This is a genomic window from Metallosphaera cuprina Ar-4 (genome assembly GCF_000204925.1).
Taxonomy (GTDB): domain Archaea; phylum Thermoproteota; class Thermoprotei_A; order Sulfolobales; family Sulfolobaceae; genus Metallosphaera; species Metallosphaera cuprina.
Genome location: NC_015435.1, coordinates 1677448 through 1702351 on the forward strand (window position 1 = coordinate 1677448; position 24904 = coordinate 1702351).

Sequence of the window (24904 nt, forward strand, 5' to 3'; positions counted from 1 at the left end):
GCTAGAAGAGCATTACCTTTCCTTCCAATATCATTTGAGTTATCTTATCAAATGAGTCTAGGTACTCCTCAGCTATTCCTGATATTTCTGCCTTTGTGTCCGAGGTTATAGTTCCTGAATGAGTCGCCACCTCAACGTTGATTATCAGAGGATCGTTTATTGGTCTCCCTATTTGTCCTAAAACTTCTATTTGAACATTTCTCACATCCTTGACCTGTTCAGAAGCTTTCTTTGCGATCAGGCTAGCTACCACGTTGTATAACTTACCTACATGATTCACTGGGTTCTTTCCAGCAGTAGCCTCCAAAGACATAGGTCTCATAGGAGTTATGAGTCCGATACCTCTGTTTCCCCTTCCGGTCATACCGTCGTCACCATGTTCGGCCGAAGTCCCGGTAACTGTAAGGTATAGAATCCCTTGGTCCTCCCTATCTCCTGTGTTCACGTTAACTTTTACGTTCAAATCAGGGCATATCTCTGAAGCCAACTTCAGAACAGTGTCCTTTACCTGTTCCTTTACTGCTATGTAATGACTCCTGTCTTCAATTAAAGGGCTTATGGCGGCCATAGCTATGGTTAGAGTTACGTCCTTATCTCTCCTTAATCCCATTACCTTTATGTCCTCTCCTACTTCAGGTATTTGAGTCTTAATTTGCTTCGAGTTCAATGTTCTCTCTGTCTGGAACACTAACCTCTCTAACTTGGAGTAAGGTGCGAAGCCAACTCCAAAACTGGTATCGTTAGAAAGGGGTACTGACTTTTTCCCCTTATCAAATATTCCTACCAAGTCCGCAGATCCTTTACCTATCTTGTAATCTACTATAACATGTTTCTCCGGATCTAAATATCTAAAGTTCTCCTTTATCCAGTTCTTAACGCTATCCATGATTATAGTTCCTACAGGCACGTTATCAACACCGTCCTCGCTCCTTACTTCAGTTGTAGCTCTACCAGCTACCACTATATATATGGGATGAATGACCTCTCCTCCTTTGAACTTCGGGGAGGCTTGTCCGCCTACCAAGAGCGTCTTGTCAAGGTTGTGATGTAGAACTGTCCCATAGTTCTTTAGATAGTACAGAGATAATTTTCTACTAGCTTCCTCCGATGCAGAATCCGCTATGAAGTCTGGGTGTCCCGTCCCTTTCCTTTCTGCCAACTCTACAGGTAACGAATCTGGCTCAAGCGTTCTAAACGAGTCTATATGGATGTTTTTCATTTGACCCTCAACTGCCTTACCAATTTTAAAAATTTACTTCCCCGAGTTAATGATATTTTCGTAGTCTATGCTCACAAATAAGACGTTGCTTCCTCTTATCAAAACCCTTCCGTATTTGGCTATAGGATCTGCTGTACCTTCTTTCATTTCTGTGCAATCTCTCAGTACCAAGTTCATCGTACCATCAGATTGTTCCATCTTACCTATATATTCAGATCCGTCCTTAAGTTTTACAAGGACTGTCTTGTTTGTAGCCATCCTCAAACTTTTCAAAGGATTCTCTACTTTTGCCTGCAAAATCTTATCTCCTCCTTAAATCATACATTACACCACTATAAAAGAATGACTTGAAGAGTTAACGGGAAAATTCTTATAGAGAGTTACCAAATGAAGAAATAAGATAGATGGATCTAACAGTTACTGACGTAGAGGAAGTGGTAAAGGTAACCGAAGCTTTATCCTCTATAACTAGAGTTAACATTTTGAGATTAATTTCCGATCGGGAGAAAAGCATAACCGAATTAAGTGAAGAGTTACGAATGACTAAAGGTAACGTTAGCTCTCAGGTAGCACTACTGGAAAGTGCCGGACTGGTTGAAGTTAGATATAGTGAAGGTAACAAGGGTCTGAAGAAATTGGTCAAGGCAAAATACGATAAGATCGTTATTTTACTTACCGTCAGTAATGGCCCTGAGGAAGCCAACGAATAGCGATGCAGGTTTTAAAGGTCTGCTTTTGAACTCGGGATGAGCCTGAGTGGCTATGAAAAATCTGTGGTCCTTGAGCTCAATCATCTCTACAAGACCGTTATCACTTATACCGGATACTATTAGCCCATGTTTTTGTAGAACGTCCACGTAAGCTGGATTAACTTCGTATCTATGTCTATGCCTCTCGTAAATTACATCTGAACCGTAGATTGAGCTAGCTAGTGTACCTCTCACTAAGTTTATCTTTTGTGAACCTAGTCTCATGGTGCCTCCAAATTGAGTCACCCTCTTCTGTTCATCTAGAAGCGTCACGACAGGATGTTTAGTCGATGGATTTATCTCGGTACTGTTAGCGTCTTCTAGTCCAACCACGTTTCTAGCGAACTCTACTACGGCCAGTTGAAGACCAAAACATATACCTAGAAACGGTACGTTATTAGTCCTAGCGTAAGTGATCGCTTTAATTTTACCTTCAGTTCCTCTTGAACCGAAACCAGGTAGCACGATTATACCATCGGTTTGTTTTAACAATCTCTCAGGATTTTCCTTCTCTAGTTCAGAAGACTCTATCCATACCAACTCTGGAATTATACCAAGAGAAGCTGAGGCGTGATAGATGGCCTCTTTTATACTCAGATAGCTGTCCTTTAATTTTGTATATTTCCCAACTAACCCAACTCTCACTTTTCTTCCTTCCTTCCTTGTCAAGGAATTAACGAACTCCTCCCATTCCTTGAAGTTCGGAGGTCTAAAGGACAGATTCAACTTCGAAGTTAACTTAGCTCCAATTCCCTGTTTCTCTAAGACTAGAGGAACTTGATAAGAAGTCTCCACGTTATAGCTTGAGAATATGTACTCGGGTCTTACGTTTGTAAACAGCGCTATCTTCTTCTTCGTCTCATCGTCAAGTTCGACTACAGATCTAGCTACAACTATATCGGGCTGAATCCCGATCCTCCTAAGTTCCTGTACGCTATGCTGGAGCGGTTTAGTTTTCAGCTCTCCCGTTACTGAAAGGTACTCTACTAGCGCTACATGAACGAAAACAACGTTATGTTCCTCCTCCTCTAGCCTAAGTTCTCTCATAGCCTCTAAGAAAGGGAGACCTTCTATATCGCCCACAGTACCTCCTATCTCCACTATCAACACGTCAGCCTTTTCGATCTCGGCTACCTTTCTAACCATGCTTTTGATCTCGTCGGTCACGTGTGGTATGATCTGGACGGTTTGGCCCATGTACTTACCTTCTCTCTCTTTCCTGATCACCTCAAAATACACCTTACCTGCCGTTATATTATTATATCTATTAGTATTAATATTTAGGAATCTTTCATAATGTCCTAGATCTAAGTCCGTCTCTGCGCCGTCCTCAGTAACGAAGACCTCTCCATGCATGTAGGGATTCATAGTTCCCGCATCGACATTAATGTAAGGATCTACTTTGATTATACTTACACTAAATCCCATGTTTTTGAGAATAAGCCCTACAGAAGCTGATACTGTACCTTTTCCAACACTGGACAAAACTCCTCCAGTTACAATGATATACTTTGTCACTTACATTATCACAGTAATGAAGTATCGTTTTGTGAGATTTTAAATGCATTGTGAATTAGCTTAATTATTACCTAGCGCTTTAATAACATTAATGAGATCTGACATAGTCGATAGGTTGAAAAGGGAGAAGTTTCTTCAAGTAGCTTTAGATTTCATAGACATTAACCCGGCCTATAAGGTAGCTAGTGAAGTTGCTGACCTAGGAAACGTTATAATAGAGGTTGGAACGCCCTTACTTAAGTCCGAGGGAATTAGAGGTCTCATCAAGCTTAGGGAATTTAGAAACGTAATCTTAGCAGATACAAAGACTGCGGATGCAGGAGACGTTGAGGCTGAAATTGTTGCAAAGGGGAGAGCGGACATTATGACAGTCTTAGGTGCAATGGATGATTCTACAGTAGAGAGCGCAGTAAGAAGAGCGAAAGAGCTTGAAATATTGGTTCAAGCGGACCTGATAGGGGTAAAGGACGCCGTAGAAAGAGCGAAAGAGCTGTATAAGCTAGGAGTGGACATAGTCGGCTTCCACGTCGGATTAGATGTACAGAAGAGGAGAGGGATAACTGTTGCAGATCTTAAGGAGGAAATTAAAGAGGTTGGTAAGTACGGAATTGTCTCCGTGGCCGGAGGGCTAACGGCTAAGAGCGTTCTTGGACTACTAGACATCCCTATCTCAATCTACGTGGTTGGAGGAGCTATAACTAAGAGCCATGAACCTAGGAAAGTAGCTGAGGAAATAGTTAAAATCTTGTCCTCAAGAACTATACCAATGCGGTGATTAAATGTCTCAGTCTAATCAAGGAGGACAACCAGGTAAGTCAAAAGAGCTTAAGGCCACGTCGAAACAGGTTATTTCTCCTTCTATACTAAAGGAGGACAAAAGGAAGCTACAGCTGCTCTATATAATAAAAACAGTGGGCGGTATAACTGAAAGAGGACTCATTACGTTACTTTACGAAGGTTCACAAAAGGGCTTAAACTTAGGACATCAATTTACGACATTAGGTAATAACCTAATAAGCCAGACAGTAAAGGAGGACATAACATCGCTTTTGTACCTAGGTTATATAGAAAGCGACCAGACTAAGAGATTGAAGTTGACAAATGACGGAGAAGAAGCTTTCAATAACAATAAACAGCTTTTAGATGAAAGCTTCATAAACGCAGCTAATGCGATCATAACGGAGCTCAAACCGATGATAACTTCTATAGACCAAGAATACAATCTAAAGTTAAGGTCAGGGAGAAGGAGAAGGTAAACCCCTAAAGGAAATCTCTTAATATAATGTCGTCAATAAAAACATAAGAAACTTTTCAGTTTAGAAAAACCTACATTGTTGTGAACGTACCTCTTCTAGCCTGGTTAGATTGTTCTTCCACAGGTGGTCTACTCCATATTAACGGATCTAATTTTCCTTCCTTTCCGAGCTTGGTTATCAATTCCTTGGCCTGGCTGGTGTGCCTCACGTCTAGTTCGAGAAGCTGTTGAAGAATTAACCAGCTAGTCTTCTTTACATCTTCCAGCATCTCCTTTGGCATATGCTTAATTATCATTGGATCTTGCAACCACTGATCGAATGCCTTAAGAGTCCTCATCATATGTTGAAAGGCCAGCCTAGAAGCAAGGATTAGGTCTAACCTATCTTCTAACGTACCCTCCTCCTTTTTTTCCATTTCTTTAATTGTGGCAAGAAGATTTTTCTGCATCTTAATCCATTCGTCCAGGTTACTAATAAAGGAGCCTTCCATGTGTTACACTAATGAAAGATTATGAATTGGCATTAATAAACTCATTTTAACTTTAACATGAGTTTTCGACCTCTACACTAATTTCAGTCTTTCATTTTCTCTCAATTACTAGAAATTATAACAGGGAAAAATTTAAATCTCTCTTATGGAAAAACTAGGGAACATGAATTATAAAAAGTTAAAATACAAACTAAAATACTATTATAATTCAGGGATTTTTCAAGTTAAATGGGAGACCGCTATCTAGAACCTTTTGAGGAATCTTATCTTTGTACTTCCTTAGAAAGTCTAGATCGTCCTTTTTCCTCAATTTATCAGGTAACATTCTTGGTATCTCGTCTATAATGGGATACCATCTGTTACATGAAGGGCATACAAGTAGACCCTCTACTATCTCCTTCTTTATACATTCAAAGCAGGGAGGATTTGCCATCTCCTTAACTTCAACGTTTTTATAACTACAATATATCTCACAAAGGGGGATCTTTTCGTTTGGTTCTCTTTTCTGATATTCCTTCTCCTGAAATACATAAAGATCCAAGTGAAAGTGTTTGCACATAGGACAAGCTAGTATATCCATTAACCTATATTTCATGAAGACCCACCTATCAAACTGATCACTTTTTTACTTAGACCTTCCGCTACGTCTTGGTCTTTAGCCTCAACCATTACCCTTATGATGGGCTCCGTTCCACTTTTCCTCACTAAAATCCAGAAATCTTTTGATATGATTTTTATTCCATCTATCTTTACAATATGATTGCCTGATCCAAACTCCCTCTCAACTGTTGCGTAAATCTTACCTACGTCCATTCCAGGTTTAAGATCCACCTTAGATTTAACTAAGTGATATTGAGGAAGGCGATCGAAAAGTTCTGCTGAGCTCACCCCTTCCTCTGCCATCATCTCCAACATGAGTGCAAAGCTCATAGCCCCATCTCTAACGTATTGATGTAACGGAAAAATGAAACCGCCGTTCTCTTCAAAACCAGCTATGCCCTTCTCTTGTATTAATTTCCTTGCTATGTCTACACTTCCCACTTTGGTCCATATAACTTCTATTCCAAACTTACTTAAGAACTCCTGAACCAGAGACGAACTAGATACAGCTGTGAATATCCTTTTAGGAAAATCTTCCTTTTTAGAAGCCCACCAACTAAGTAGAGCCCCGCTCCTATCTCCCCATTGGATCCTCCCTCTTGAGTCTACAAATATTGCTCTGTCGGCGTCTCCATCATGTGCTACTGTAATGTCTACACCGAGATTAGCTGAAACTTGGGCTGACTCCTTTAAGGTGTCCATAGTGGGTTCCGGATTCCTTGCTGGAAATGTAGGCTCTAAGTTGGCGTTCAGTGTGTAAACTCTACACCCTAAAAGTCTAGCTATAAGAGGGGTAGAAATGGATCCAACGCTGTTAGCTCCATCTATTAAAACTTTGAAATTCTTTGATCTTATCTTCTCTACGTTAACATGAGATAGAATACCCTTGACGTAGGTATCAATAACTTTATCTTCTCGCATAACATCGTATGTCAGTTTATTCCAAGATACCAAATTAAATCTACTAGAGAAGAAAATTTCTTCAATAGAATCCTCTTTCTCTCTATCTACTTCCACCCCGTCTTTGTCAAGAACCTTTATTCCGTTATGCCCCCTTGGATTGTGACTCGCTGTTATTATTACGCCTCCATCATATCCTAGAGTCTTTACAGCGTATTGAAGGGCAGGAGTTGGGGCGAAGCCCCCTTCATATACTCTTACCCCAGTGCTTAGAAGGCCGCTCTCCACAGCCCTCGTTATCATATCTCCACCTGCTCTAGCATCCCTTCCTATGAGTAATACACTTCCTTCACCAAAGAAGGTACCTATGGCCTTCCCTAAACCCTGAGCCAACTCAATGGTCAGTTCTTGATTTACAACCCCTCTAACTCCATCAGTACCAAATAACTTTCCCATAGTCCATTTTAACAATTGAAGTTTATAAAAGTGGTAGAGCTGAAGAGGCCTTCTTTAGCATTATATCAAAAAATGAGATAGACTTCGTTATTAAATTTTATCACAAACCGTTTAAGATCAACGAAACTCCGTTTAATTAACTTATTAAAACAACGGGATCAGATTACCATCCTCTCATCTATCAACCTGTTTAGGTTAAACCTATCCGGGCTGAACACATCAATGAACTTATTTTTTTCATCATCTAGTATTAAGTCTGCCATTATCTTACCTGAATAAGGTGAAAACATCATCCCGTGACCGCTGTATCCTGCATCTATATATAAACCTTCTGGCCATTCGTTAGAGTAACCCATAATATGAGAGTGATCTGGTGTCATCTCGTAATAACCAGCCCATCCTCTCAACACTCTAATCCCCTCAGCTCCTTTCACCAACCTCCTTACGTCCTTTAGGAAAAGTGTCATTCTACCCAATGATACATCGAGATCTAGAAACCCTCTTTCCCTAGTATCCTCGACGCCACCTATGATCTCTCCCTTCAAGGTATGAGAGAAATAAGTACTGGGAGTGATGACCAGAGGTTTAACTCTGTATCTTATATCTTCTGTAATGAAGATTTCCTTCTTTTCCGGCTCTATAGGAACCCTGATACCGTTCTCAGCCATAAACTTACCGCTCCAAGCCCCTAAAGTTACTGTCACCACATCTGCGTTAATAACATTATTCTCAATCCTCACTCCAGAAATTCTTCCTCCTGAGACTATCAATTTATTTGCATCTCCATATACAATCTTAACACTGTTTTTGATATCTTCCAACATGCCAAAGGTCAGGTAATCATGATGAAACGAACCGTCCTGGGGAGCGAGATAGCATTCACTTTCGCTCTTCAGATAATCGAGCTCTGAGCAATTAAGGAATCTGCCTCCTACCCCTAAGGATCTCCAGAGACTATCCATCTTCTTTATCACCTCTGAAATTCTTTGGTCCTCTAATACCCATACGTAACCTGTTCTCATACATATTGGATTTAGGGGTAGCCTCCTGCATAATTGTAGCAAATATGGTATTGCGTCCTTGGCGAACTCTACATTTTCCTTAGTGTAAAAGTGATACCTAAATCTTCCCGCATTTCTTCCGCTAGAACCATAGTTTATTCTCTGCCTCTCAACGATTGTAACGTTTTTTTCTCCCTTCTTTACAAGATGATAGGCTAGGCTTACCCCGTGACTCCCTGCGCCTAATATAACTACGTTCATCTCCATCACATAGGATAAATTGGTGATCTGAAAGTAATGAGTGTTTGGCTAGACAAGATACTCCCGGCCACATAAGTGCAAACCTTACCTTGACATTCCCCAAGCCCTATTCCGCCCACTCTTTTAACCGCCTCTACGTTGGAATAACCCATCCTGATCACTTGTTTCATGTCATTCCATAATACGTCTTCACAAAAACACACATAACCTCCTTCAGAAAAGAGATAAGGACTTTTTATTGCTACGAAGGACCTAGCGTAGTAATCGTGAAGAGATGTTTCCCTAATCCTTGCGTTTAATTCGCTTGAAGATTCAGGATCAAATATAGCTTCAGCGCTTATAGCAGACGCCTCTTCATCCCAGATTCCCCTTGCACCTCCCGCTACAAAATGGCCACAACTCTTCATGAATCCATCCATATCGTGATCAGGCATGTAAATTGTCATGTTTGGATAAAACCTATAATTGCAACCTGCATTTGCAATAGCTTCGAGTTTAGGTTGCTTAACTGGTGCAAATACTAGCGCTTCCACTTCAGAGCTCCCTTTATCCCACTCAACGTGTAACTTAGCGCTCCTAGGTTTTACCTTAAGTCGTTCTACCTCTTCCACCTCTACCCCGCGTTGGTCTGCCAGTTCCAAATATTTCTTTGAAAATAGCCTCACTCCCTTTGGCGTCAAAACCTTTGAACCGGATATCAGAGCAGTCTTAATCGCATCGTCAGAGGAGCCCAAGACTAAGATTTTTTTATAAAGGCTTCTTCTCTTTAGGAAGAGTCTTCTAGAGATCACATTAGGTAAGTCGTTTCCCTCAAAGATGGGTGGAAGATATCTACCTCCTACAGCGAAAATTATTCTAGACGGATTAACAATTATCATCTTATTCTTTAATCTTAATAGGTAACCCTCAGAGAACTTTCCCATGAAATCTCCAGGGACGATCTTATCTTGAAAGGTCTTCAGAATAAGTTTTACTCTGTTATATAAAGTAGTCTCTTGATTTAACGGATCAATGAGAAAATCTGTAATTGTATCATTGGTAATTAAAAATCCATTACTTCTCTCTAATGCTATTAGACCCGATACTCCAGAACCTACAATTAGCGTGTCTACTTTAACTTTCTCTACATTTAATTCGTCCTGATCTACAATTTTATTAGGTGTGTTGAGCCTCTGAGATATAAGCTCTAATAGGAAAGGAAATCTTCTAATTAATCCAATACGATGTAAATAAAGACTACTTATTCTTACGCCCGACTTACGTGGATTAACTACTTGCTCACAATTCTCTAACCTCTTGCCTTCCACAACAACTTCAGTATAGGGCAAGCCCTTTTCGCAATCAAAAGGAGCTCTAATTCTGAGATGCCTCTTACTCTTAACCTCCATTTTCTAGGGCCTCCACGAGTACCCTGCCCTCTGTCTTATGACCCTGAACACCCATTAGTTTGAGTATGGTTGGCGCTACATCAACAATCTTCGCTTTGATCTTCCTTCCTTTAGAAATATCCTTTCCGAAACCAGCTATTATTCCATATAGATCTTCTTTTCTGTAAAATCCATGGTCTCCTGTGGAGGTCTGATAAGGCTTTACAACATCGATCTCGCTTTCATGATCAATGTTAGCGCTTAGAGAATAGTAGTCTTTTACGCTAAGCTCGATATCTCCTTGCCTCTCAGAGGCGGGAGAGTCTCTCACATATATACCAGTGAACACAGAGTCTCCATGTTCGTCTCTCACTTCCTCTAAGTTCTTTACAATGTATCGGACAAGCCTTTGATATTCCGAGGGATTTACTATCCCTGCTTCCTCTCTTCCCTTTAAGTTAACCCTTATAACACCGCCACCCCCATAGTAAGCCTTGGTCTTACTCCAGACGATCCTACCGTTATCAGTTTTTAACACATTAATCTTCTCCAATATCTTATTTACATATACGCGCCTTTTTATTTTTGTTATTCCGTGATCGGAACAAAGAAATAAATTGTCAGATAAACCCTGATGTAACATAAGAAACTTGTCGGCCAATCTGTAAGCTTCAAAAATGTAATCTAAAGCCCTTCCGTCATCCACGCCATAAAGCAAGTGTTGCATGTTATCCACAATGGGCAAGTAAGTTATCCCAAAATCCCAGTCATCCCTCCTTAATAGGAAGAGGGAATACTCTACAAAGAAATTGTAAGAAAGTTCTACCGTCTTAATGTACTCCTCGAATGAAATCAGGCCTCTATTAAGTCCCTTATAATCTCCATCAAGTACCATCCCCACTCTCCTAACCACTTTCTCCCAAACTTCATCAACAATCTCCTTATTATTCCCCCACTTATAGTTAAGAAAAGCAGGAGGGGTTACATATATACCGTGACCGTTGCCGTGTAGAAATATTGATGCCTTTAGCTCCTCATCCCCACATTTGCCGCTTATCTCTAATGGACCTAACCAAGAGTTCTGAGAAACAACTAACTCCTCTCCCTCTACATGCAAAATATAATCATTACCATTGGTCTTGACGGTCCACTTCTTACCAAGGAATTCGTTATCACCTTCTTTAAGTAACGTGCTTTCAGAACAGGTCTTCAGTTTAGCCTTGTATGGATCTAATAAGATAACATTGGGCAATTTCCACTTGTCAGGGAGGGCCTGTGGAGCAGATGTAACCACTACCTTATAACCCTTCTTTCCTAGTACAATCCAGATGGGATCTACCATAAGAGAATTGCTAGAAAACGCTGAGATGCTAGATTGAAGTTTTCTCCCACTTACGAATATCCTAGGTGAAACGACTCCATGGGTTTTTGGAGAAAGCCCTGTGAAAAGAGAAGCTAGAGCTACAGGAGTTATAGAGGGATAAGTACTCTCGAGAGGGCCGTAGATACCCCTTTCAGATACTTCCTGAAAGGTAGGAAGGCTTTCAATAAACCTCTCAGTTAGATGATATGCCAGGCCATCTATTACAACAAGTAATACTTTCAATCAATCACCTTTGTCATAAATCCTTTTCTCTAGTTCATCTCTGATTTTATTTGGAGAAATCATATTGACATGATCCCTTTTTATATTTCCCTTTCTGTCAAAACTAACTGCAAATTCGTACAGTCCCTTCTGGTTCCTGAACTGTCCAAAAACGTCATATCTGTCTTTAAAGCTTTGAATAAACTTTATCTCAAGACTGTCCTCTAGCAATGTCGGATCTATTTTTCTTAACACTTTAAGGAGTAGATCACGGATGTCATCCAAAGGTTTCACCTCCTTAGAAATTTTTCAATTTCTTGTATGGTTCCTTCTATCGTAGATATGTCGCTTTCAATGAAACTTAACTCCGGTTTCACAGATCTAAGCGTTGTAGATGTCATCGGACCTATACTAATTACTTTATAGCAATCCCTTAAGAAATTAGCTACGGTTTTGGCTATTAACGAACTGGTAAGCACAACCATCTGAACTGAACACTCTTCTAATATCTTTTTAGCGTCCTGGACCTTGGCCTCGTTTAGAACTAGATCATAGTTGAAAATCTCCTGGTATGAGATTAAATTAAGGATTCCTTTCATTTCAGAACTAGCCTTAGCACTCCTGAAAGATGTGAAGTGACGTACTTGTCTCTCTAGCACTAGCCTTGCGAGGTCTTTACTAGTGTACTTTGATGGATATTCTGAGCGTATACCGTGCTTAAGTAGCTCTTCGGCAGTAACGGGACCTATAGAAAAGACTTTTAAATCTGATATTTTATCAAAATCTTTAAAACATCTAACCGAATTCACACTTGTGAAACCGACTGCCTCAGTTTCCGATTTAAAAGAATAGTCTATACATTTAGGTGAGAAGAGAGGCACGTTTAGTACGTCTACGTTATCTAGTTGTGGCACTTCGCTTCCTTCAGGCCTAAGATATAAGACCCGCATTTTTCATCTCCTTCAACAAAGCTCTTCCCAAAGCCTGACCCGCTGCTTCAGGAGAGTCCATAACCGAAACGCTTGCAGAAACTCTCCTAATGCCATCACTGTAGCTAGCTATTCCAGTCAGTCTGTCATCTTCCATTTGAAAGAGAACGCCTAGAGGAGAGTGACACCCGCCTCCTATCACTTTCACCACCTCTCTTTCTGCCCTAGCTACCGTCATAGTGGCTTCGTCATTAAGCTCTTTTAATAACTCGGTAAGGTGAGGCCTTCCAACTATCGCAATTATTCCCTGATTAGCTTCTGGAGTGAAGTCATGCACATCTAGTTCATGTCTCTTCACGTTTATTCCTAACCTTACCAAACCGGCCTCAGCTAAAATTATACCATCGTATTCACGAGTCAGATATTTCCTTATCCTAGTGTCAACGTTACCTCTTAAGTTAATGACTTGAAGATCTGGCCTCAACACTTTGAGAAAGTTAGTCCTCCTTAGGCTTCCTGTCCCTATTTTAGAACCTGCAGGCATTTCTTGTAATTCATAGTCAGATACTAGTACATCACTAGGATTTTCCCTTCTCGGTGTTGCCAAGATCTTTAGCCCTTCAGGGAGTGCAGAGAGATCTTTCATACTATGAACAGCTAAGTCGGCTTTGCCTATGAGAACCGCTTCGTTCACTTCCTTGTCAAAAACTCCTTTCCCTATCTCGTGTAAAGGTGTTCCGGAGAAGAGATCGGCCCTAGTTTTAACCTCGATGAACTCGGTTTCATAACCTCTTGAGTTTAAATACGAGCTTACCGTTTCGACCTGCTTCACGCTTAGTCTACTTCCTCTCGCCGCTATTCTAACTTTCACACCAAATCCTCCAATACACTCTTGAATTTAGAGATGCTTTCATTCACTATATCATCGTTATGCTCACTTGAAGTGAACAAAGCTTCAAATTGACTTGGAGGTATAAACACTCCAGACTTTAACAGCTTCTCATGCGCTCTGACGTATAGTTCACGTTTAGCTTTTCTAGCGTCAGCAGCGTTTTCTACTCTGTCTACTCCAAGGAAAAACTGGAAAAAGTTATAAACCCTGTTCACAACGTGAGGAATTCTTATTGCTTTATCTATCTCCTCAGCGAGTTCAGTTGCGGCCTTTTCCGTCTTGACGTAGACATTTCCGCTCTCAAGTTCTCTTATAGTAGCGATTCCAGCACTCATAGATATGGGATTTGCGTTAAACGTACCAGCGTTAAATACCCTTCCTGAAGGGGTCAAGGAATCCATTACCTCTCTTTTTCCGCAGATTGCTCCTATTGGAAAACCTCCACCTATAATCTTCCCTAGAGTGGTTAAATCTGGGATCACCTTAAAATAAGATTGAGCCCCTCCCAAACCTAACCTAAATCCAGTTATCACTTCATCAAAAATTAGAAGCGTGCCGTGCTCTTTGGTTAACTCTCTTAACCCTTTAAGGAAACCGTCCTTTGGCGGAATAACTCCCATATTTCCCATCACTGGTTCTACTATGACACTGGCGATATCGCCTCTCCTCAACGCCTTTTCCGAACATTCCAAGTCGTTATAAGGGCAAATAACAACTGTAGAAACGACCTCTTTAGGTATTCCCTGGGAAAAGGGTACTCCGAACTCCGTGGCTGCGCTACCAGCGTCTATCAAAACGTAATCATGAGCTCCGTGATAATTACCATCAAATTTGAGTATCTTATCTCTGCCGGTGTAACCTCGACTTATCCTTAGTGCAGTCATGGTGGCCTCTGTACCGCTGTTCACGAACCTCACTTTTTCTGCCGAAGGAACATACTTGATGATCAACTTAGCTAATTCCACCTCTGTCTTGCTAGGGGTTCCATACAACCATCCTTCATCTATCTGTTCTTTAACAGCCTCGATAACTTTCGGATGGGCGTGGCCCAAAATGAGCGGACCGTATCCCAGAACGTAATCGATTAGTCTCTGAGAGTCTTCGGTTATTAAATAGGGGCCCTTACCCGACTTGGTATAGAACGGAAACGGTTTGACTCCGGCCCTGACTGGGCTATTAACGCCTCCCGCAAATAGGGTTTTAGCCTGTTCCCATAAATCATGACTCAAAATGGAGTCCCCTCCCTAATCCATTCGGCCAATTGAGGAGCATAATAGGTTAGTATTAGATCCGCGCCAGCCCTTTTGATCGAATAAGTTATTTCCATCACCGCATTTCTCTCATTTAACCATCCGTTTTTAACTGCGGCCTTTATCATGGAGTACTCTCCGCTTACGTGATAAGCCGCTAGGGGATATGTGGAAAACGTATCCTTAACTAACCTTATGACGTCGAGATAGGTGTGAGCCGGCTTAACCATTAAGATGTCGGCACCTTCCTCAATGTCAAGTTTAGCTTCCTTTAGCGCTTCATATGAGTTCCTGGGGTCCATCTGATAGCTCTTTCTGTCCCCAAAAGCGGGGGCGGAAGAAGCTGCCTCTCTAAACGGAGAATAAAACACCGACGCGTACTTTACACTATAAGCCATGATGAGAGTGTCTTGGAAACCGTTATCGTCCAACTCTTTCCTTATTGCCCCTACAACACCGTCCATCATACTAGAGGGGGCGATCACGTCCGCCCCAGCCTCGGCCTGAGAAAGGGCTATCTTAGCGTGGACTTTAATACTTTCGTCGTTATCTATGTAGTAGTTACTGCCTCTGTAGTTTACAATCCCGCAGTGTCCATGAGATGTATACTCATCTGTGCACTCGTCAGCTATTAGAACTATCTTTTCCCCAAAAGTTTGCTTTAACAACCTTAGAGATCGCTGTATTACACCGTCCTTTTGAAAAGCTGAACTAGCAATATTATCTTTGAATGAAGGTATTCCAAAGACAACTAGTTTCGTTATACCTTTATTGAAGTTCTCATCTACAAACTTTATGAGGTGATCGTTGGGCGGATACCTTAAGATTCCGGGCATACTACCTATCTCTTCAGGCTGCGAGATCCCGTCTTTTATAAAGACCGGTAAGATTAGGTTATCTGCCGTTAACCTCGTTTCTGCCACTGAATCCCTTATGTTCTTGCTCTGCCTTAACCTCCTTGGCCTTATCCTCGGATATCCCACCATAAGAAAATAGTGATACGGCCAAGTTAATGTGATTTACCTCGTTCGATTCCACTGCCCTCCTCAGGTTTTCGAACATGGGTGAGAAGATCTTTTTAATCATAGACCTCGTCATGGCGTCAAGAACCTCTTTGGTCTTCGGATCCTCAGTTTCTAATACTCTCAACGCTCTAGTAACCTCGGACTCCCTTATCTGCTCCACTTTAGACATGAAGGAGGAAACGAAATTATCATAGATGATGTCTAAGCAATCTTTTTCGAATTCTCTTAATCCGTTCTCTATTATTCCCTTAGCGCTATCTATCTCTTTCCTTCTCTCCTCAAGTTTAGCTTGAGAAACCGCTTCTAGGTCTCTTAGAGTGTAGACGTTCTTACCTTCAAAGATTGAGGGAGATCCCAGGTCTATAACTACGGATCTCTCCGGTGCTCTCACTTTCTCTGGGTAAAATATGGCGGAAAAGACGAGATCGTAATTGGATAGCTTGCTGAAGTCTAAGGGTAAGAAGCTATAGCCGTATTTTATAGCCACATTTCTCCCGCGCTCATTAGTCCTGTTAAATATTGTAACGTCCTTAACCCCCTCGTTGTGCAGAATGAGAGCTAACTTAGTCCCTATCTCTCCAGCCCCCAGTATAGCTATTTTCTTGTCTGAGATGTCACCTAGGAGACGCTTTGCATACTCTACCGCTAATGAATAAACGCCCACTTTCCCCTTTGATATACCCGTTTCTAACCTTACTTTCCTCCCGACTTTAAGAGATCTCTCTAGAAGGCATCGCATATGTTTTGAGGCTAGACCTAGTTTAGTTGCCTCTTTCATAGAATCCTTAATTTGTTTAAGAATTTCGTACTCTCCTACCGACAATGAATCAATACCTGAAGCAACCTCAAAGAGGTGTGTTATAGCCTCCTTACCTCTTAAGATCGTAGCGTCAGAGGATATCTCTCTGTTATGAACTTGATTAAGATAATCAAGGACTTTACTTAGATTATCGTCCTCAGAGTAAAGATATAGCTCTATTCTATTACACGTTTGCAATAGCGTCATCTCACCTTTGAAGTGTTTAGATAATTCCTTGATCTCATTATAGCCCAGGTAATGAGAGGCCAACTTCTCGATGCCAATAGTTTTATACGTGTAGACTACTGCTGCGTAGGAGTTGATCACCTTAGAAACTAGATCCATTGATGATCTCCTCAGCCCTCTTCATGGCACTATCTATGTTACCATCATTAATGAAGCTTTCGAATTGCTTATCAATAAATATTTTATGATATAAATTGTATCTTATGCTAGGATCTTTAATTTTGCTTTTTAATAACGATTTCACATCGTTCATAACCTTAATCTCTAAGAGTATTTTTGGATCGTTTTTCAACGCTTCTAAAGCCTTATCTAGAATGACTTTAGACATTATGCTGGATTTACCCATAGTAGTTACGGCTATTCCAACGTCATCGTCCTCATAAAAAATAGGTACAATAAAAGAAGATTCGTTAGGATTTGTAGGATTGTTGCAAAACTTTTTTAAGGATTTACCTAAGGAACATAGCCTAGAATTCAAGGACTGATCGCTAGTTGCGGTGATGATTATATCATACTTGGATAAAAACTCTTCACCTAAAATTGATGCATCAAGCTTAACTTTTATTATATCGTTCCTTGTAGCTAAATCTTCAGAGAAGTCTAGCGAAACAACCGTGACTTCCGCCCCATAATCTCTAAACTTTGAAGCTCTCTTACTACCGACTTTACCCCCTCCAATAACTAGGACTTTTACGTTAGTAAGGTCTAGAAAGATCGGAAAATAATGATGAACTTGAGAAAGCATATAAAAATTTCTTAGCTAGGAATTTAAAAAGTCATTATCAAATGTCAAAACCATTGATCCAGTCCAGTTTGTCTTTTACTTTCCTTAACTTCTCTCATAGCTCTTTGAAGTCTCTCTAGAGCCGCAACAACTCTATCTTCACTGAAGTCGTTCTCCTTAACAAGGAAATCTACAACGCCTTGAACATTTACATCTCCTAGATCTAGAGGCTCTTTTGGCAGTACCACTTCAGGACGTAAGAACATTTCTCTTATTTTTTTATAATCAAAGTCAATTAATTCAAGATCAAACTCCTTCTTGTCTATGTCCTCGATTCTCTTATAAGTCTTGATAAGTTTGTAGGCCCTCTTAGGACCGATACCCTTTATTCCATCTGGGTTGTAATCCGTACCTATGAGAATGGCTATGTCTATCAGCTCATCTCTGGTTATGCCTAGTTTCTTAAGGAGCAGATCCGCTTCAATCACTTCCGGTTTAACCTCTACGTAGGCGTCTTTATTTGGAAGTTTCCTTTTACCGCTTATAGTTAGGTTTCTTATTAGCCTTGTAGCTCCAAAAAGGAGCGAATCATAATCTTGGCTTGCTGCAGCGTAAACCAAACCTTGAGAGTTCATGTAAGCAGCTTCAGCCTCACCTTCAGAAGGAGCCTGTACTGTAGGGATCCCCATAAGTGAGAGTAATCTTTTACCTTCGTTGGCCATACTAGAAGTTAACCTAGAGGTCATCTGAGAGTACTTTCTAACTTCCTCAATCTTTCCCTCTTCTTTCGCTCTCTCCAATTTTTTCATAGCCTCTTCTTTTAATTTTCTTCTATTTTCCAATTCCTGGGCCTTTATTTCTGGAGGTTTGCCGTCAAAAACGTAAATCGGGATAACTCCTTGTTCCAAAAGATTTACAGTTCTGTAAAACAATCCGTTTAAGTGACTTGTTATCTTTCCTTCACGGTTCATCAGTGGAGTGCCATCGTACTGCCTTATTGCGGCTAGGAATTGATAGATAGCGTTGTACGCATCTACAGCTACCTTCTTACCTTTAATTTCAGTGAAAGTTAAGTCCCTCCTGATCTCGGAAACAAGGTCAGATAAGTCTACTCCTATTCCTTTTCACCTAGATATGTTATCATTCTAGAGTTCTCCCTTATTAACGATACGCTTATCACTCCCCTAATTTCGAGAGACATCAATGCCCTGAGGAAGTCACTAAAAGACACCTCATAGTTAGCGTTTTTCTTCACTTCTTTAAAAAGATCTTCATCCTTCACGCTACCATTCATTTTTCTTAGTGTTTCTGTAATAATATAGATTAGTGGCGTATCTCTCCACATAATTTCACGTAAATGTGCTAGGTTTCACAGTCTGTCTAGGAAGCTGTTGTCTAGCCTTATCTATCCACGATTGATAGAACTGAATCATCTCCTGCGTGAGAGATGGCTTAACCTTCTTAAGCGCTTCATCAAAATGTCTGTTCTCAACCTTTATTGTTGCTCCCTTCATGCAATCCCTCATCTTAGCGTCTCTACAATCTCTGTCGTTTTGAGCGCATTGTGTACTCACCTTATTCACGCACTCTCTCATACCTTCTCTTATTGCCCGCATAGCTGCCTCTCTCACTAACGCTGCGAGGTCAGCACCAGTGTAACCCTCTGTTCTCTCGGCTAACTCTTCAAGGTTAACCTCATCAGACAAGGCTACCTTCTTCGTGTGTACCCTTAGGATATCATATCTGGCGTTCTTATCAGGAGGTGGTACGTAAACTAACTTCTCAAATCTCCCGGGCCTCAGTAGAGCCGGATCTAGGATATCAGGTCTATTGGTAGCTGCAACTATAACCACGTTGTCTAGGTTCTCAATACCGTCCATTTCGGCCAGCAATTGATTTACTAGCCTCTCAGTAACACCGGAATCGGAGGAAATTCCTCTCATTGGGGCAACGGCATCGATCTCATCAAAGAATATCACAGACGGGGCGTACATCCTCGCTTTCCTGAATATTTCTCTAATTGCGCGTTCGCTCTCACCTACCCACTTGGAGAGAACTTCAGGTCCTCTGACTGCAATGAAGTTCGCCCCGCTCTCTGTAGCAACAGCCTTAGCTAACATGGTCTTTCCGGTACCTGGTGGACCGAAAAGAAGTATGCCCTTTGGTGGCTCTACACCAGCCGTTTCGTAATAGTCGGGGAACTTCAAGGGATACTCAGCTACCTCTCTTAACTCCTCCTTTATGTCACCTAGTCCTCCAATATCGTCCCACTTAACTTCCGGTACCTCAATATATATCTCCCTCATTCCGCTAGGTACTATTTCCTTGAATGCGTTCATGAAGTCTTCCATCTTTACCTCCATCTTCTCTAGAATCTCAGGAGGTATCTTGTCCTGGCTTATATCAATCATCGGAAGATATCTCCTTAACGCGTTCATTGCGGCCTCTCTAACTAGCGCAGATAGGTCAGCTCCTGTGTATCCGTGACTTATATCAGCTAGTTTTTCTAGTTCCACATCCTTCGAAAGAGGCATGTTCCTGGTGTGGATCTGAAGTATCTCAAGCCGCCCTTGTTTATCTGGGAGAGGTATCTCTATCTCCCTATCGAACCTTCCAGGTCTTCTTAGAGCAGGATCAACCGCGTTCGGTCTATTAGTTGCGGCTATAACTATGACGTTACCTCTGTTCTCAAGGCCATCCATTAAAGTAAGTAACTGTGCCACAACTCTCCTTTCTACTTCCCCTATCGCTTCATCCCTTTTGGGAGCTATAGCATCAACCTCATCTATGAAAATGATAGCCGGAGCGTGTTTCTTAGCGTCCTCGAATATTTCCCTAAGCCTCTGCTCGCTTTCACCATAGAACTTACTCATTATTTCCGGTCCGTTTATCGAAGTGAAATAAGACTCTGTTTCGTTGGCAACCGCCTTAGCTAACAACGTCTTTCCTACACCAGGAGGACCGTAAAGCATGATTCCCTTTGGAGGCTCTATCCCTAGCCTCTTGAACAGCTCAGGATGTCTTAGTGGTAGTTCTACAAGTTCTCTTATCTTCTGTATTACGTTCTTCATACCACCTATATCCTCATAAGTTACTCTAGGATACCTAGTTTGCTCGATAGGTTTGTCAGCGATAGATATACTAGTTTCGTCTACTACCATTACTATAGACGCTGGTCTCACTTGAATCACCGTAAATGGTATTGCTTGTCCTAGAACAGGTATGAGTACAGTGTCACCTTCAACAAGTGGGAACTCCTTTAGTTTCTTCTTAACGTAAGCCACGAAACCTGGATCTACAGTAATTGAGAAATTAGATGGAGCTAGCTTAATAGAGGCGGCCTGTTTAACTGAAGCCTTACGAACTATTACTTTGTCTCCTATAGACACCCCTGCGTTCTTTCTTGTTATACCGTCCATTCGTATTATGTCCCTTTCAGACGTTGCGTCATCTGGTGATAAAGGCCATGCTATTGCAGCTGTCTTTCTAGTTCCTTCTATCTCGACAACGTCTCCCGGGCTCACGTCAATTTGAGCAAGCAACTCAACGTCTATCCTTACTTTCCCTCTACCTACGTCCTTTTGTCTTGCTTCAAATACCCTTAGAGCGAGCTCACGTCTTGATGGTTTTTGCTCTGGGCTAGAACCAGCACTCAAATCTTATCATGTAGATATTTGACATAAAGGATAAAAGAGATTATCTTATACATTACCTTAAAAACCGAGCCTCGTTATTCCTACTACTTCCGCGTGACTAACCCCACTTATACCAGAAGCAAGCTCCTCTAATCTATCTGTCCCACCTTCAGTGGACTCAGGCATAGAGATGTAGAGAACCAGAGCCTTTAGACCAAAGGCTATTGGTTCCGTCTCTTTTCTAACCAGCTTATGCCCCTGAGGAAGTTGAGAAACTAGCTCGTTAGCCACTTTTTCTAAATCAGTCTCATCTCCTTCTGGGAACACCTTTAATACTACCATAACTTCGGTCATTTCCTATTCACCCTTAAGGTCCAACGAAGCCGCACTTAGGACAGGTGTATGAGACGCCTTGCAATCTGCAAAACTTATCTCTGTAAATGGTGACTTCCCCACAGTTAGGACACGAGAATATTGCTCCTTTCTCCCTAGGGTGTATTATCTTACCGCAACTCGAGCAAACAGGAGGCTCTACTTCTTCCCTCAAACTAAGTTTCATTGACATTATAGTTACCTGGCTATAACCATGAAGCCGGGTTTATTAAATCTAAATCTCTGATGTCATACCTCATAATGATGATTAGTGACGTTTTATATGGATGTTTAGGAATCTATCTTGGAAGAGATGCTCAATTTCAATATCTTAAAATTCGCCAGTACTCTCCATGAAAATGGTAATAATGGTAAGGGTGGACGTAGAGATGGGTAAAGGAAAGGTGGCTGCGCAGGTCGCTCACGCGGCTGTCAGCTTAGTGTTAGAGTCAATAAATAAGCCGACGTGGAGGGATTGGCTCGACTCCTGGCTCCAAGAAGGCCAACCTAAGATAGTCGTGAAAGTTAGATCTCTGGATGAGTTAATTTCTCGCATCGAAAAGGCTAGGGCCAATAACCTTCCAACCTATATCATAGCCGACGCTGGGAAAACTCAGATACAGCCTGGAACCGTAACATGTGGAGGAATAGGGCCTGGACCTGACGATCTGATAGATAAAATAACGGGAGATCTAAAGTTGTTGTGACCCAAATTGCACCCGTTAGATATTGCCATAGGAATCGAATTTAAGGTGCATGAATGGGAACCGCTTAAGGCAGAAATCCCTCGACCTGACGGATTCAAGGTAGTCGAGGAAATAGATAGAAGACCGTGTAATGAATGGAAAGGGGTAGACTCTGGGAAATATGCAGTTTATTTGCTGAGGAAGAGGGGATTAGACCATTTTTCAGTAATGGCTAAGTTGACTAAAATATTGGGAGAGAGGCCAGGTTACCTCGGTATAAAGGACGCCAATGCTTCGACGGAGCAACTTATTTACGTGAGGAAAAAGAGAATTGAAAGTTATTCGAACTCCTCCTTCTCGATAGAATTTAAAGGATTTACGAATCAGAAACTCAATCACACGGGTAATAGGTTTGAGATAACCTTGGTCTCTGATGAAGCCGAACTTACAAAGAGGGTTGAGATGATAAAGAGGGAAGGAACTCTTCCGGCCTTCATTGGTTATCAAAGGTTCGGAACTAGAAGGCCCATAACTCACCTCATCGGGAAGGCCTTATCTCAAAGGGATTGGTGTAAGGCGGTTGACTTCATTCTAGGATATCCGTTCTCAGAGGAGAAGAAAGAGATTAAACAATTCAGAAAAGATTATATGAAAAGAAAAACGGATAGACTCCAGATCTCGAACGTCCCGAAACAAGAAAGAGAGGTGTACTTAGAACTCAATTCCAGCGGGAGCTGCTTATCAGCATTAAAGAGATCTCCAGTTAAGCTGAGCTTTTACCTAGAGGCGTTTCAAAGTTATCTCTTTAATAGAGTACTATCGAGAAAACTGATCAACTCCACTACTAACGAAAAAGACGAAATCGTAATCCATGTTAAACCAGAGCTTTGTGATACGGAATGTAAGGAAGTCTTCGAAGAGGAAATGGTAGATAAGAACTCGTTTCTAATTGAGGAACTGGGAATACGTCTAAAGCCTTTAAAGAGAAAGGCGTTCATGAACATCTCATCAATAGAATTGAACCAGGAGCTAAAGTTCTCCCTGGAAAGAGGTATGTATGCTACTGTAGTTCTTTCAGAAATATTGAACACAGATCCAAAAAGTTTTACTTAAGGTTAAGGAACTAATCTCTTCTTATCCCTAGGGAATAGGGAGACCTCTTTAACACTTTGTAACCCAGTCAACATTAGCATAAACCTCTGTAGACCCATACCAAAACCAGCGTGTGGAGGAATTCCGTAGTCAAACCATTTCAGGAAGAACTCAAAGCTAACAGGATTGAGGCCTCTAGCTCTAAGTTCGCTTTCCAACACCTCCCTGGTGTTATTCCTACTGCTCCCTGAAACCAGTTCTAACCATCTATAGATTAAATCGAAGCTTTCACTGATGTTATTGTCGCCCTCTTTTCTCCTTGTATAGAAAGGTCTTGCAGATGCTGGCCAGTCTATTATAAAGTAAATGTCTTGCTCTAGTACCTTGTTAAGTATCCTTGACTCTGGGGTGCCTATATCATCTCCGAATTTAACGTTAAGACCTTGGGACTGAAGAATTTCTAAAGCCTCCCTATACGTTACTCTCTTAATAGGTCTACTTATTGAGGGGAGCCTATGACCAAGAATAGCTAAATCCTCTTGGTTATGCTTAGCAACGTTTTGTAATACGTTAACCATTATCTCCTCAACAACGTTCATCACGTCATTATAATCGGCGAAGGCCATCTCCACATCCATACTTACGAACTCGGCTAAGTGATAAGGTGTATCGGACTCTTCCGCCCTCCATGCTGGGGCAATCTCAAATACTCTTTCTACGGCGCTCGCTAAAAGCTCTTTGTACAACTGCGGACTCTGAGCTAGAAACGCTTCCTTGCCAAAATATATTACAGGAAACAGCTGAGCACCTCCTTCAGTACCTGTAGCTATAATTTTAGGAGTAAATATCTCATAGAAACCGTTCTTGTAAAGGACCTCCCTAAATGTCTTAACTGCGGTAGACTGTATTCTAATCATCGCTTGCATTTCCTGCCTCCTCAGATCTAAGAGCCTCTCTTTCAATCTAACTTCAATATCAGCTTTAACCTTATCAGAAACGTCAAGTGGTAGAGGAGACTTAGCTTTGCTTAATATCTTAAGGTCAGTACATGAAACCTCCACACCATTTGGCGCTCTCCTGTCTGATTTGACTATCCCTTGAACTTGTATAACTGACTCTTGGCTCAACTCCTTAGCTAACTCAAAAGGGGGAGATGATTTCTCTACTACGACTTGTCCTATCCCGCTTTTATCTCTCAACAGTATGAACTTCTTTCCTCCTAGATCGCGTACGTTATGTACCCAACCTGCTAGTGTAACTGGCTTCCCATCGAGATCGGGTGTGATCTCCTTTACAAAATGCGTCCTGAGCATTATTCAACCCTTATCTTAACTTTTGTATCATGAATCTTTGATAAAGCGTTTTCTAAGTCCACAGCGTTGGCTGGTAACAATCTTTTCTCGTTCTTTGCAACTCTTATCACATATTGAACAGAGCCGTCAGGGAGCCAAAGGGTATTTACCCCTAAGACTCTAGCAGGGGATAAGAGCTGAACTGCGCTATTCTTGATGCTCGTGGTCTTCTCTAAGATTCTCACCTTAAGTTTAAGCTTGTCCTGTAAACTTCTAGCTATTTTTATCCACTTGGACGAATCTAACGTTGGGCTGCTCTCAACTATGAGTATAAGAAGGTTACCTGACTTTATTGCCTTATAATAAGTCGCGTCTTTCAACTCACGAAATTGAGTCTCTTCCAGTTCTAGCAGAGCTTCCATAACCTTAATTTCAAACTGATCCACTTGACCGCTGTCAACTAGGTTTTGGCAACGATCGCAAAGAAGGCCGCTCCGCACACAAAGGTAATCAAGAGGAATTTTCATTCTAAGTCCACTCTCCCTTTACCGCAATACTTT

28 protein-coding genes are annotated in these 24904 nt (G+C 41.3%); 5 read left to right on the forward strand and 23 right to left on the reverse strand.

All coding sequences use genetic code 11. The annotated features are described in order from the left end of the window. Window position 1: 1 nt before the first annotated feature. Both MCUP_RS08680 and MCUP_RS08685 read right to left on the reverse strand, forming a co-directional pair. Complete coding sequence (locus MCUP_RS08680; protein ID WP_013738441.1) at window positions 2–1219, reverse strand: methionine adenosyltransferase; 1218 nt, start codon at window positions 1217–1219, stop codon at window positions 2–4. A 33-nt stretch (window positions 1220–1252) separates the two neighbouring features. Beyond that, complete coding sequence (locus MCUP_RS08685) at window positions 1253–1516, reverse strand: U6 snRNA-associated Sm-like protein LSm6 (protein WP_013738442.1); 264 nt, start codon at window positions 1514–1516, stop codon at window positions 1253–1255. A gap of 107 nt (window positions 1517–1623) precedes the next feature. Here MCUP_RS08685 and MCUP_RS08690 point away from each other — a divergent pair, with 107 nt between their 5' ends. Continuing rightward, entirely contained in the window at window positions 1624–1929 is a 306-nt protein-coding gene (locus MCUP_RS08690) for an ArsR/SmtB family transcription factor (RefSeq protein WP_013738443.1), read from the forward strand. On the opposite strand, the gene pyrG is transcribed toward MCUP_RS08690, so the two are convergent. Continuing rightward, the gene (pyrG, locus tag MCUP_RS08695; protein WP_048057641.1) at window positions 1888–3486 is read right to left on the reverse strand and encodes a CTP synthase; all 1599 of its coding nucleotides are present in this window, start codon (window positions 3484–3486) and stop codon (window positions 1888–1890) included. The genes MCUP_RS08690 and pyrG overlap by 42 nt on opposite strands. 91 nt (window positions 3487–3577) lie before the next feature. Between pyrG and MCUP_RS08700 the strand changes: the two genes are divergently transcribed. Further along, window positions 3578–4261: an orotidine 5'-phosphate decarboxylase / HUMPS family protein gene (locus MCUP_RS08700; RefSeq protein ID WP_013738445.1), complete on the forward strand. Its 684-nt coding sequence runs from the start codon at window positions 3578–3580 to the stop codon at window positions 4259–4261. A 4-nt stretch (window positions 4262–4265) separates the two neighbouring features. Next, complete coding sequence (locus MCUP_RS08705) at window positions 4266–4742, forward strand: hypothetical protein (protein ID WP_013738446.1); 477 nt, start codon at window positions 4266–4268, stop codon at window positions 4740–4742. Window positions 4743–4812: 70 nt separating this feature from the next. Here the strand turns inward: MCUP_RS08705 and MCUP_RS08710 are convergent, their stop codons facing one another. The 18 genes from MCUP_RS08710 to MCUP_RS08795 form a co-directional block, all read right to left on the reverse strand. Further along, entirely contained in the window at window positions 4813–5232 is a 420-nt protein-coding gene (locus MCUP_RS08710; protein ID WP_013738447.1) for a DUF2153 domain-containing protein, read from the reverse strand. 208 nt (window positions 5233–5440) lie between these two features. Continuing rightward, window positions 5441–5827 (reverse strand): Trm112 family protein, encoded by a 387-nt coding sequence (locus tag MCUP_RS08715; RefSeq protein ID WP_013738448.1) that lies wholly within the window; start codon window positions 5825–5827, stop codon window positions 5441–5443. Beyond that, window positions 5824–7188 (reverse strand): phosphoglucosamine mutase, encoded by a 1365-nt coding sequence (gene glmM, locus MCUP_RS08720; RefSeq protein WP_013738449.1) that lies wholly within the window; start codon window positions 7186–7188, stop codon window positions 5824–5826. The genes MCUP_RS08715 and glmM overlap by 4 nt, the downstream gene beginning before the upstream one ends. Before the next feature lie 158 nt (window positions 7189–7346). Continuing rightward, a complete protein-coding gene (locus MCUP_RS08725; protein ID WP_013738450.1) occupies window positions 7347–8456 on the reverse strand; it encodes an NAD(P)/FAD-dependent oxidoreductase in 1110 nt (369 codons plus the stop codon). Then, window positions 8456–9838 carry a hypothetical protein gene (locus MCUP_RS08730; RefSeq protein ID WP_013738451.1) on the reverse strand — a complete coding sequence of 461 codons (1383 nt, stop codon included), beginning with the start codon at window positions 9836–9838 and terminating at the stop codon, window positions 8456–8458. Before MCUP_RS08730 ends, MCUP_RS08725 begins: the two co-directional genes overlap by 1 nt. Then, complete coding sequence (locus tag MCUP_RS08735) at window positions 9828–11423, reverse strand: alkaline phosphatase family protein (RefSeq protein WP_013738452.1); 1596 nt, start codon at window positions 11421–11423, stop codon at window positions 9828–9830. Before MCUP_RS08735 ends, MCUP_RS08730 begins: the two co-directional genes overlap by 11 nt. Then, window positions 11424–11687, reverse strand: coding sequence for a hypothetical protein (locus tag MCUP_RS09975; protein ID WP_013738453.1), 264 nt, complete (start codon window positions 11685–11687; stop codon window positions 11424–11426). It abuts the gene before it with no gap. Between the two features lie 5 nt (window positions 11688–11692). Further along, a complete protein-coding gene (locus tag MCUP_RS08745; RefSeq protein WP_013738454.1) occupies window positions 11693–12352 on the reverse strand; it encodes a uroporphyrinogen-III synthase in 660 nt (219 codons plus the stop codon). Continuing rightward, complete coding sequence (gene hemC, locus MCUP_RS08750; RefSeq protein WP_013738455.1) at window positions 12333–13202, reverse strand: hydroxymethylbilane synthase; 870 nt, start codon at window positions 13200–13202, stop codon at window positions 12333–12335. Before hemC ends, MCUP_RS08745 begins: the two co-directional genes overlap by 20 nt. Then, a complete protein-coding gene (gene hemL, locus MCUP_RS08755; protein ID WP_013738456.1) occupies window positions 13199–14452 on the reverse strand; it encodes a glutamate-1-semialdehyde 2,1-aminomutase in 1254 nt (417 codons plus the stop codon). The genes hemC and hemL overlap by 4 nt, the downstream gene beginning before the upstream one ends. After that, a complete protein-coding gene (gene hemB, locus MCUP_RS08760) occupies window positions 14449–15459 on the reverse strand; it encodes a porphobilinogen synthase (protein WP_048057642.1) in 1011 nt (336 codons plus the stop codon). Before hemB ends, hemL begins: the two co-directional genes overlap by 4 nt. Beyond that, complete coding sequence (locus MCUP_RS08765) at window positions 15368–16642, reverse strand: glutamyl-tRNA reductase (RefSeq protein WP_013738458.1); 1275 nt, start codon at window positions 16640–16642, stop codon at window positions 15368–15370. Before MCUP_RS08765 ends, hemB begins: the two co-directional genes overlap by 92 nt. After that, window positions 16626–17288 (reverse strand): precorrin-2 dehydrogenase/sirohydrochlorin ferrochelatase family protein, encoded by a 663-nt coding sequence (locus MCUP_RS08770; protein WP_013738459.1) that lies wholly within the window; start codon window positions 17286–17288, stop codon window positions 16626–16628. Before MCUP_RS08770 ends, MCUP_RS08765 begins: the two co-directional genes overlap by 17 nt. 44 nt (window positions 17289–17332) lie before the next feature. Beyond that, a complete protein-coding gene (gene fen, locus MCUP_RS08775) occupies window positions 17333–18385 on the reverse strand; it encodes a flap endonuclease-1 (RefSeq protein WP_083808581.1) in 1053 nt (350 codons plus the stop codon). Beyond that, window positions 18382–18612, reverse strand: a complete 231-nt coding sequence (locus MCUP_RS08780) for a hypothetical protein (protein WP_013738462.1) — start codon at window positions 18610–18612, stop codon at window positions 18382–18384. The genes fen and MCUP_RS08780 overlap by 4 nt, the downstream gene beginning before the upstream one ends. A 4-nt stretch (window positions 18613–18616) precedes the next feature. Further along, window positions 18617–20923: a CDC48 family AAA ATPase gene (locus tag MCUP_RS08785; RefSeq protein WP_013738463.1), complete on the reverse strand. Its 2307-nt coding sequence runs from the start codon at window positions 20921–20923 to the stop codon at window positions 18617–18619. A gap of 57 nt (window positions 20924–20980) precedes the next feature. Next, on the reverse strand, window positions 20981–21256 hold the full coding sequence (locus tag MCUP_RS08790) for an elongation factor 1-beta (RefSeq protein ID WP_013738464.1): 276 nt from the start codon (window positions 21254–21256) through the stop codon (window positions 20981–20983). 13 nt (window positions 21257–21269) lie between these two features. After that, window positions 21270–21467 (reverse strand): zinc finger domain-containing protein, encoded by a 198-nt coding sequence (locus MCUP_RS08795; RefSeq protein ID WP_013738465.1) that lies wholly within the window; start codon window positions 21465–21467, stop codon window positions 21270–21272. Window positions 21468–21627: 160 nt separating this feature from the next. Here MCUP_RS08795 and pth2 point away from each other — a divergent pair, with 160 nt between their 5' ends. Further along, window positions 21628–21981 carry a peptidyl-tRNA hydrolase Pth2 gene (pth2, locus tag MCUP_RS08800; RefSeq protein WP_048057643.1) on the forward strand — a complete coding sequence of 118 codons (354 nt, stop codon included), beginning with the start codon at window positions 21628–21630 and terminating at the stop codon, window positions 21979–21981. Between the two features lie 6 nt (window positions 21982–21987). Continuing rightward, a complete protein-coding gene (gene truD / locus MCUP_RS08805; RefSeq protein ID WP_013738467.1) occupies window positions 21988–23073 on the forward strand; it encodes a tRNA pseudouridine(13) synthase TruD in 1086 nt (361 codons plus the stop codon). A gap of 2 nt (window positions 23074–23075) precedes the next feature. Here the strand turns inward: truD and aspS are convergent, their stop codons facing one another. Together aspS and MCUP_RS08815 are read right to left on the reverse strand one after the other, a co-directional pair. Then, window positions 23076–24365 carry an aspartate--tRNA(Asn) ligase gene (gene aspS, locus MCUP_RS08810; RefSeq protein ID WP_013738468.1) on the reverse strand — a complete coding sequence of 430 codons (1290 nt, stop codon included), beginning with the start codon at window positions 24363–24365 and terminating at the stop codon, window positions 23076–23078. Beyond that, on the reverse strand, window positions 24365–24871 hold the full coding sequence (locus MCUP_RS08815) for a transcription elongation factor NusA (protein WP_013738469.1): 507 nt from the start codon (window positions 24869–24871) through the stop codon (window positions 24365–24367). Before MCUP_RS08815 ends, aspS begins: the two co-directional genes overlap by 1 nt. Window positions 24872–24904 lie beyond the last annotated feature (33 nt).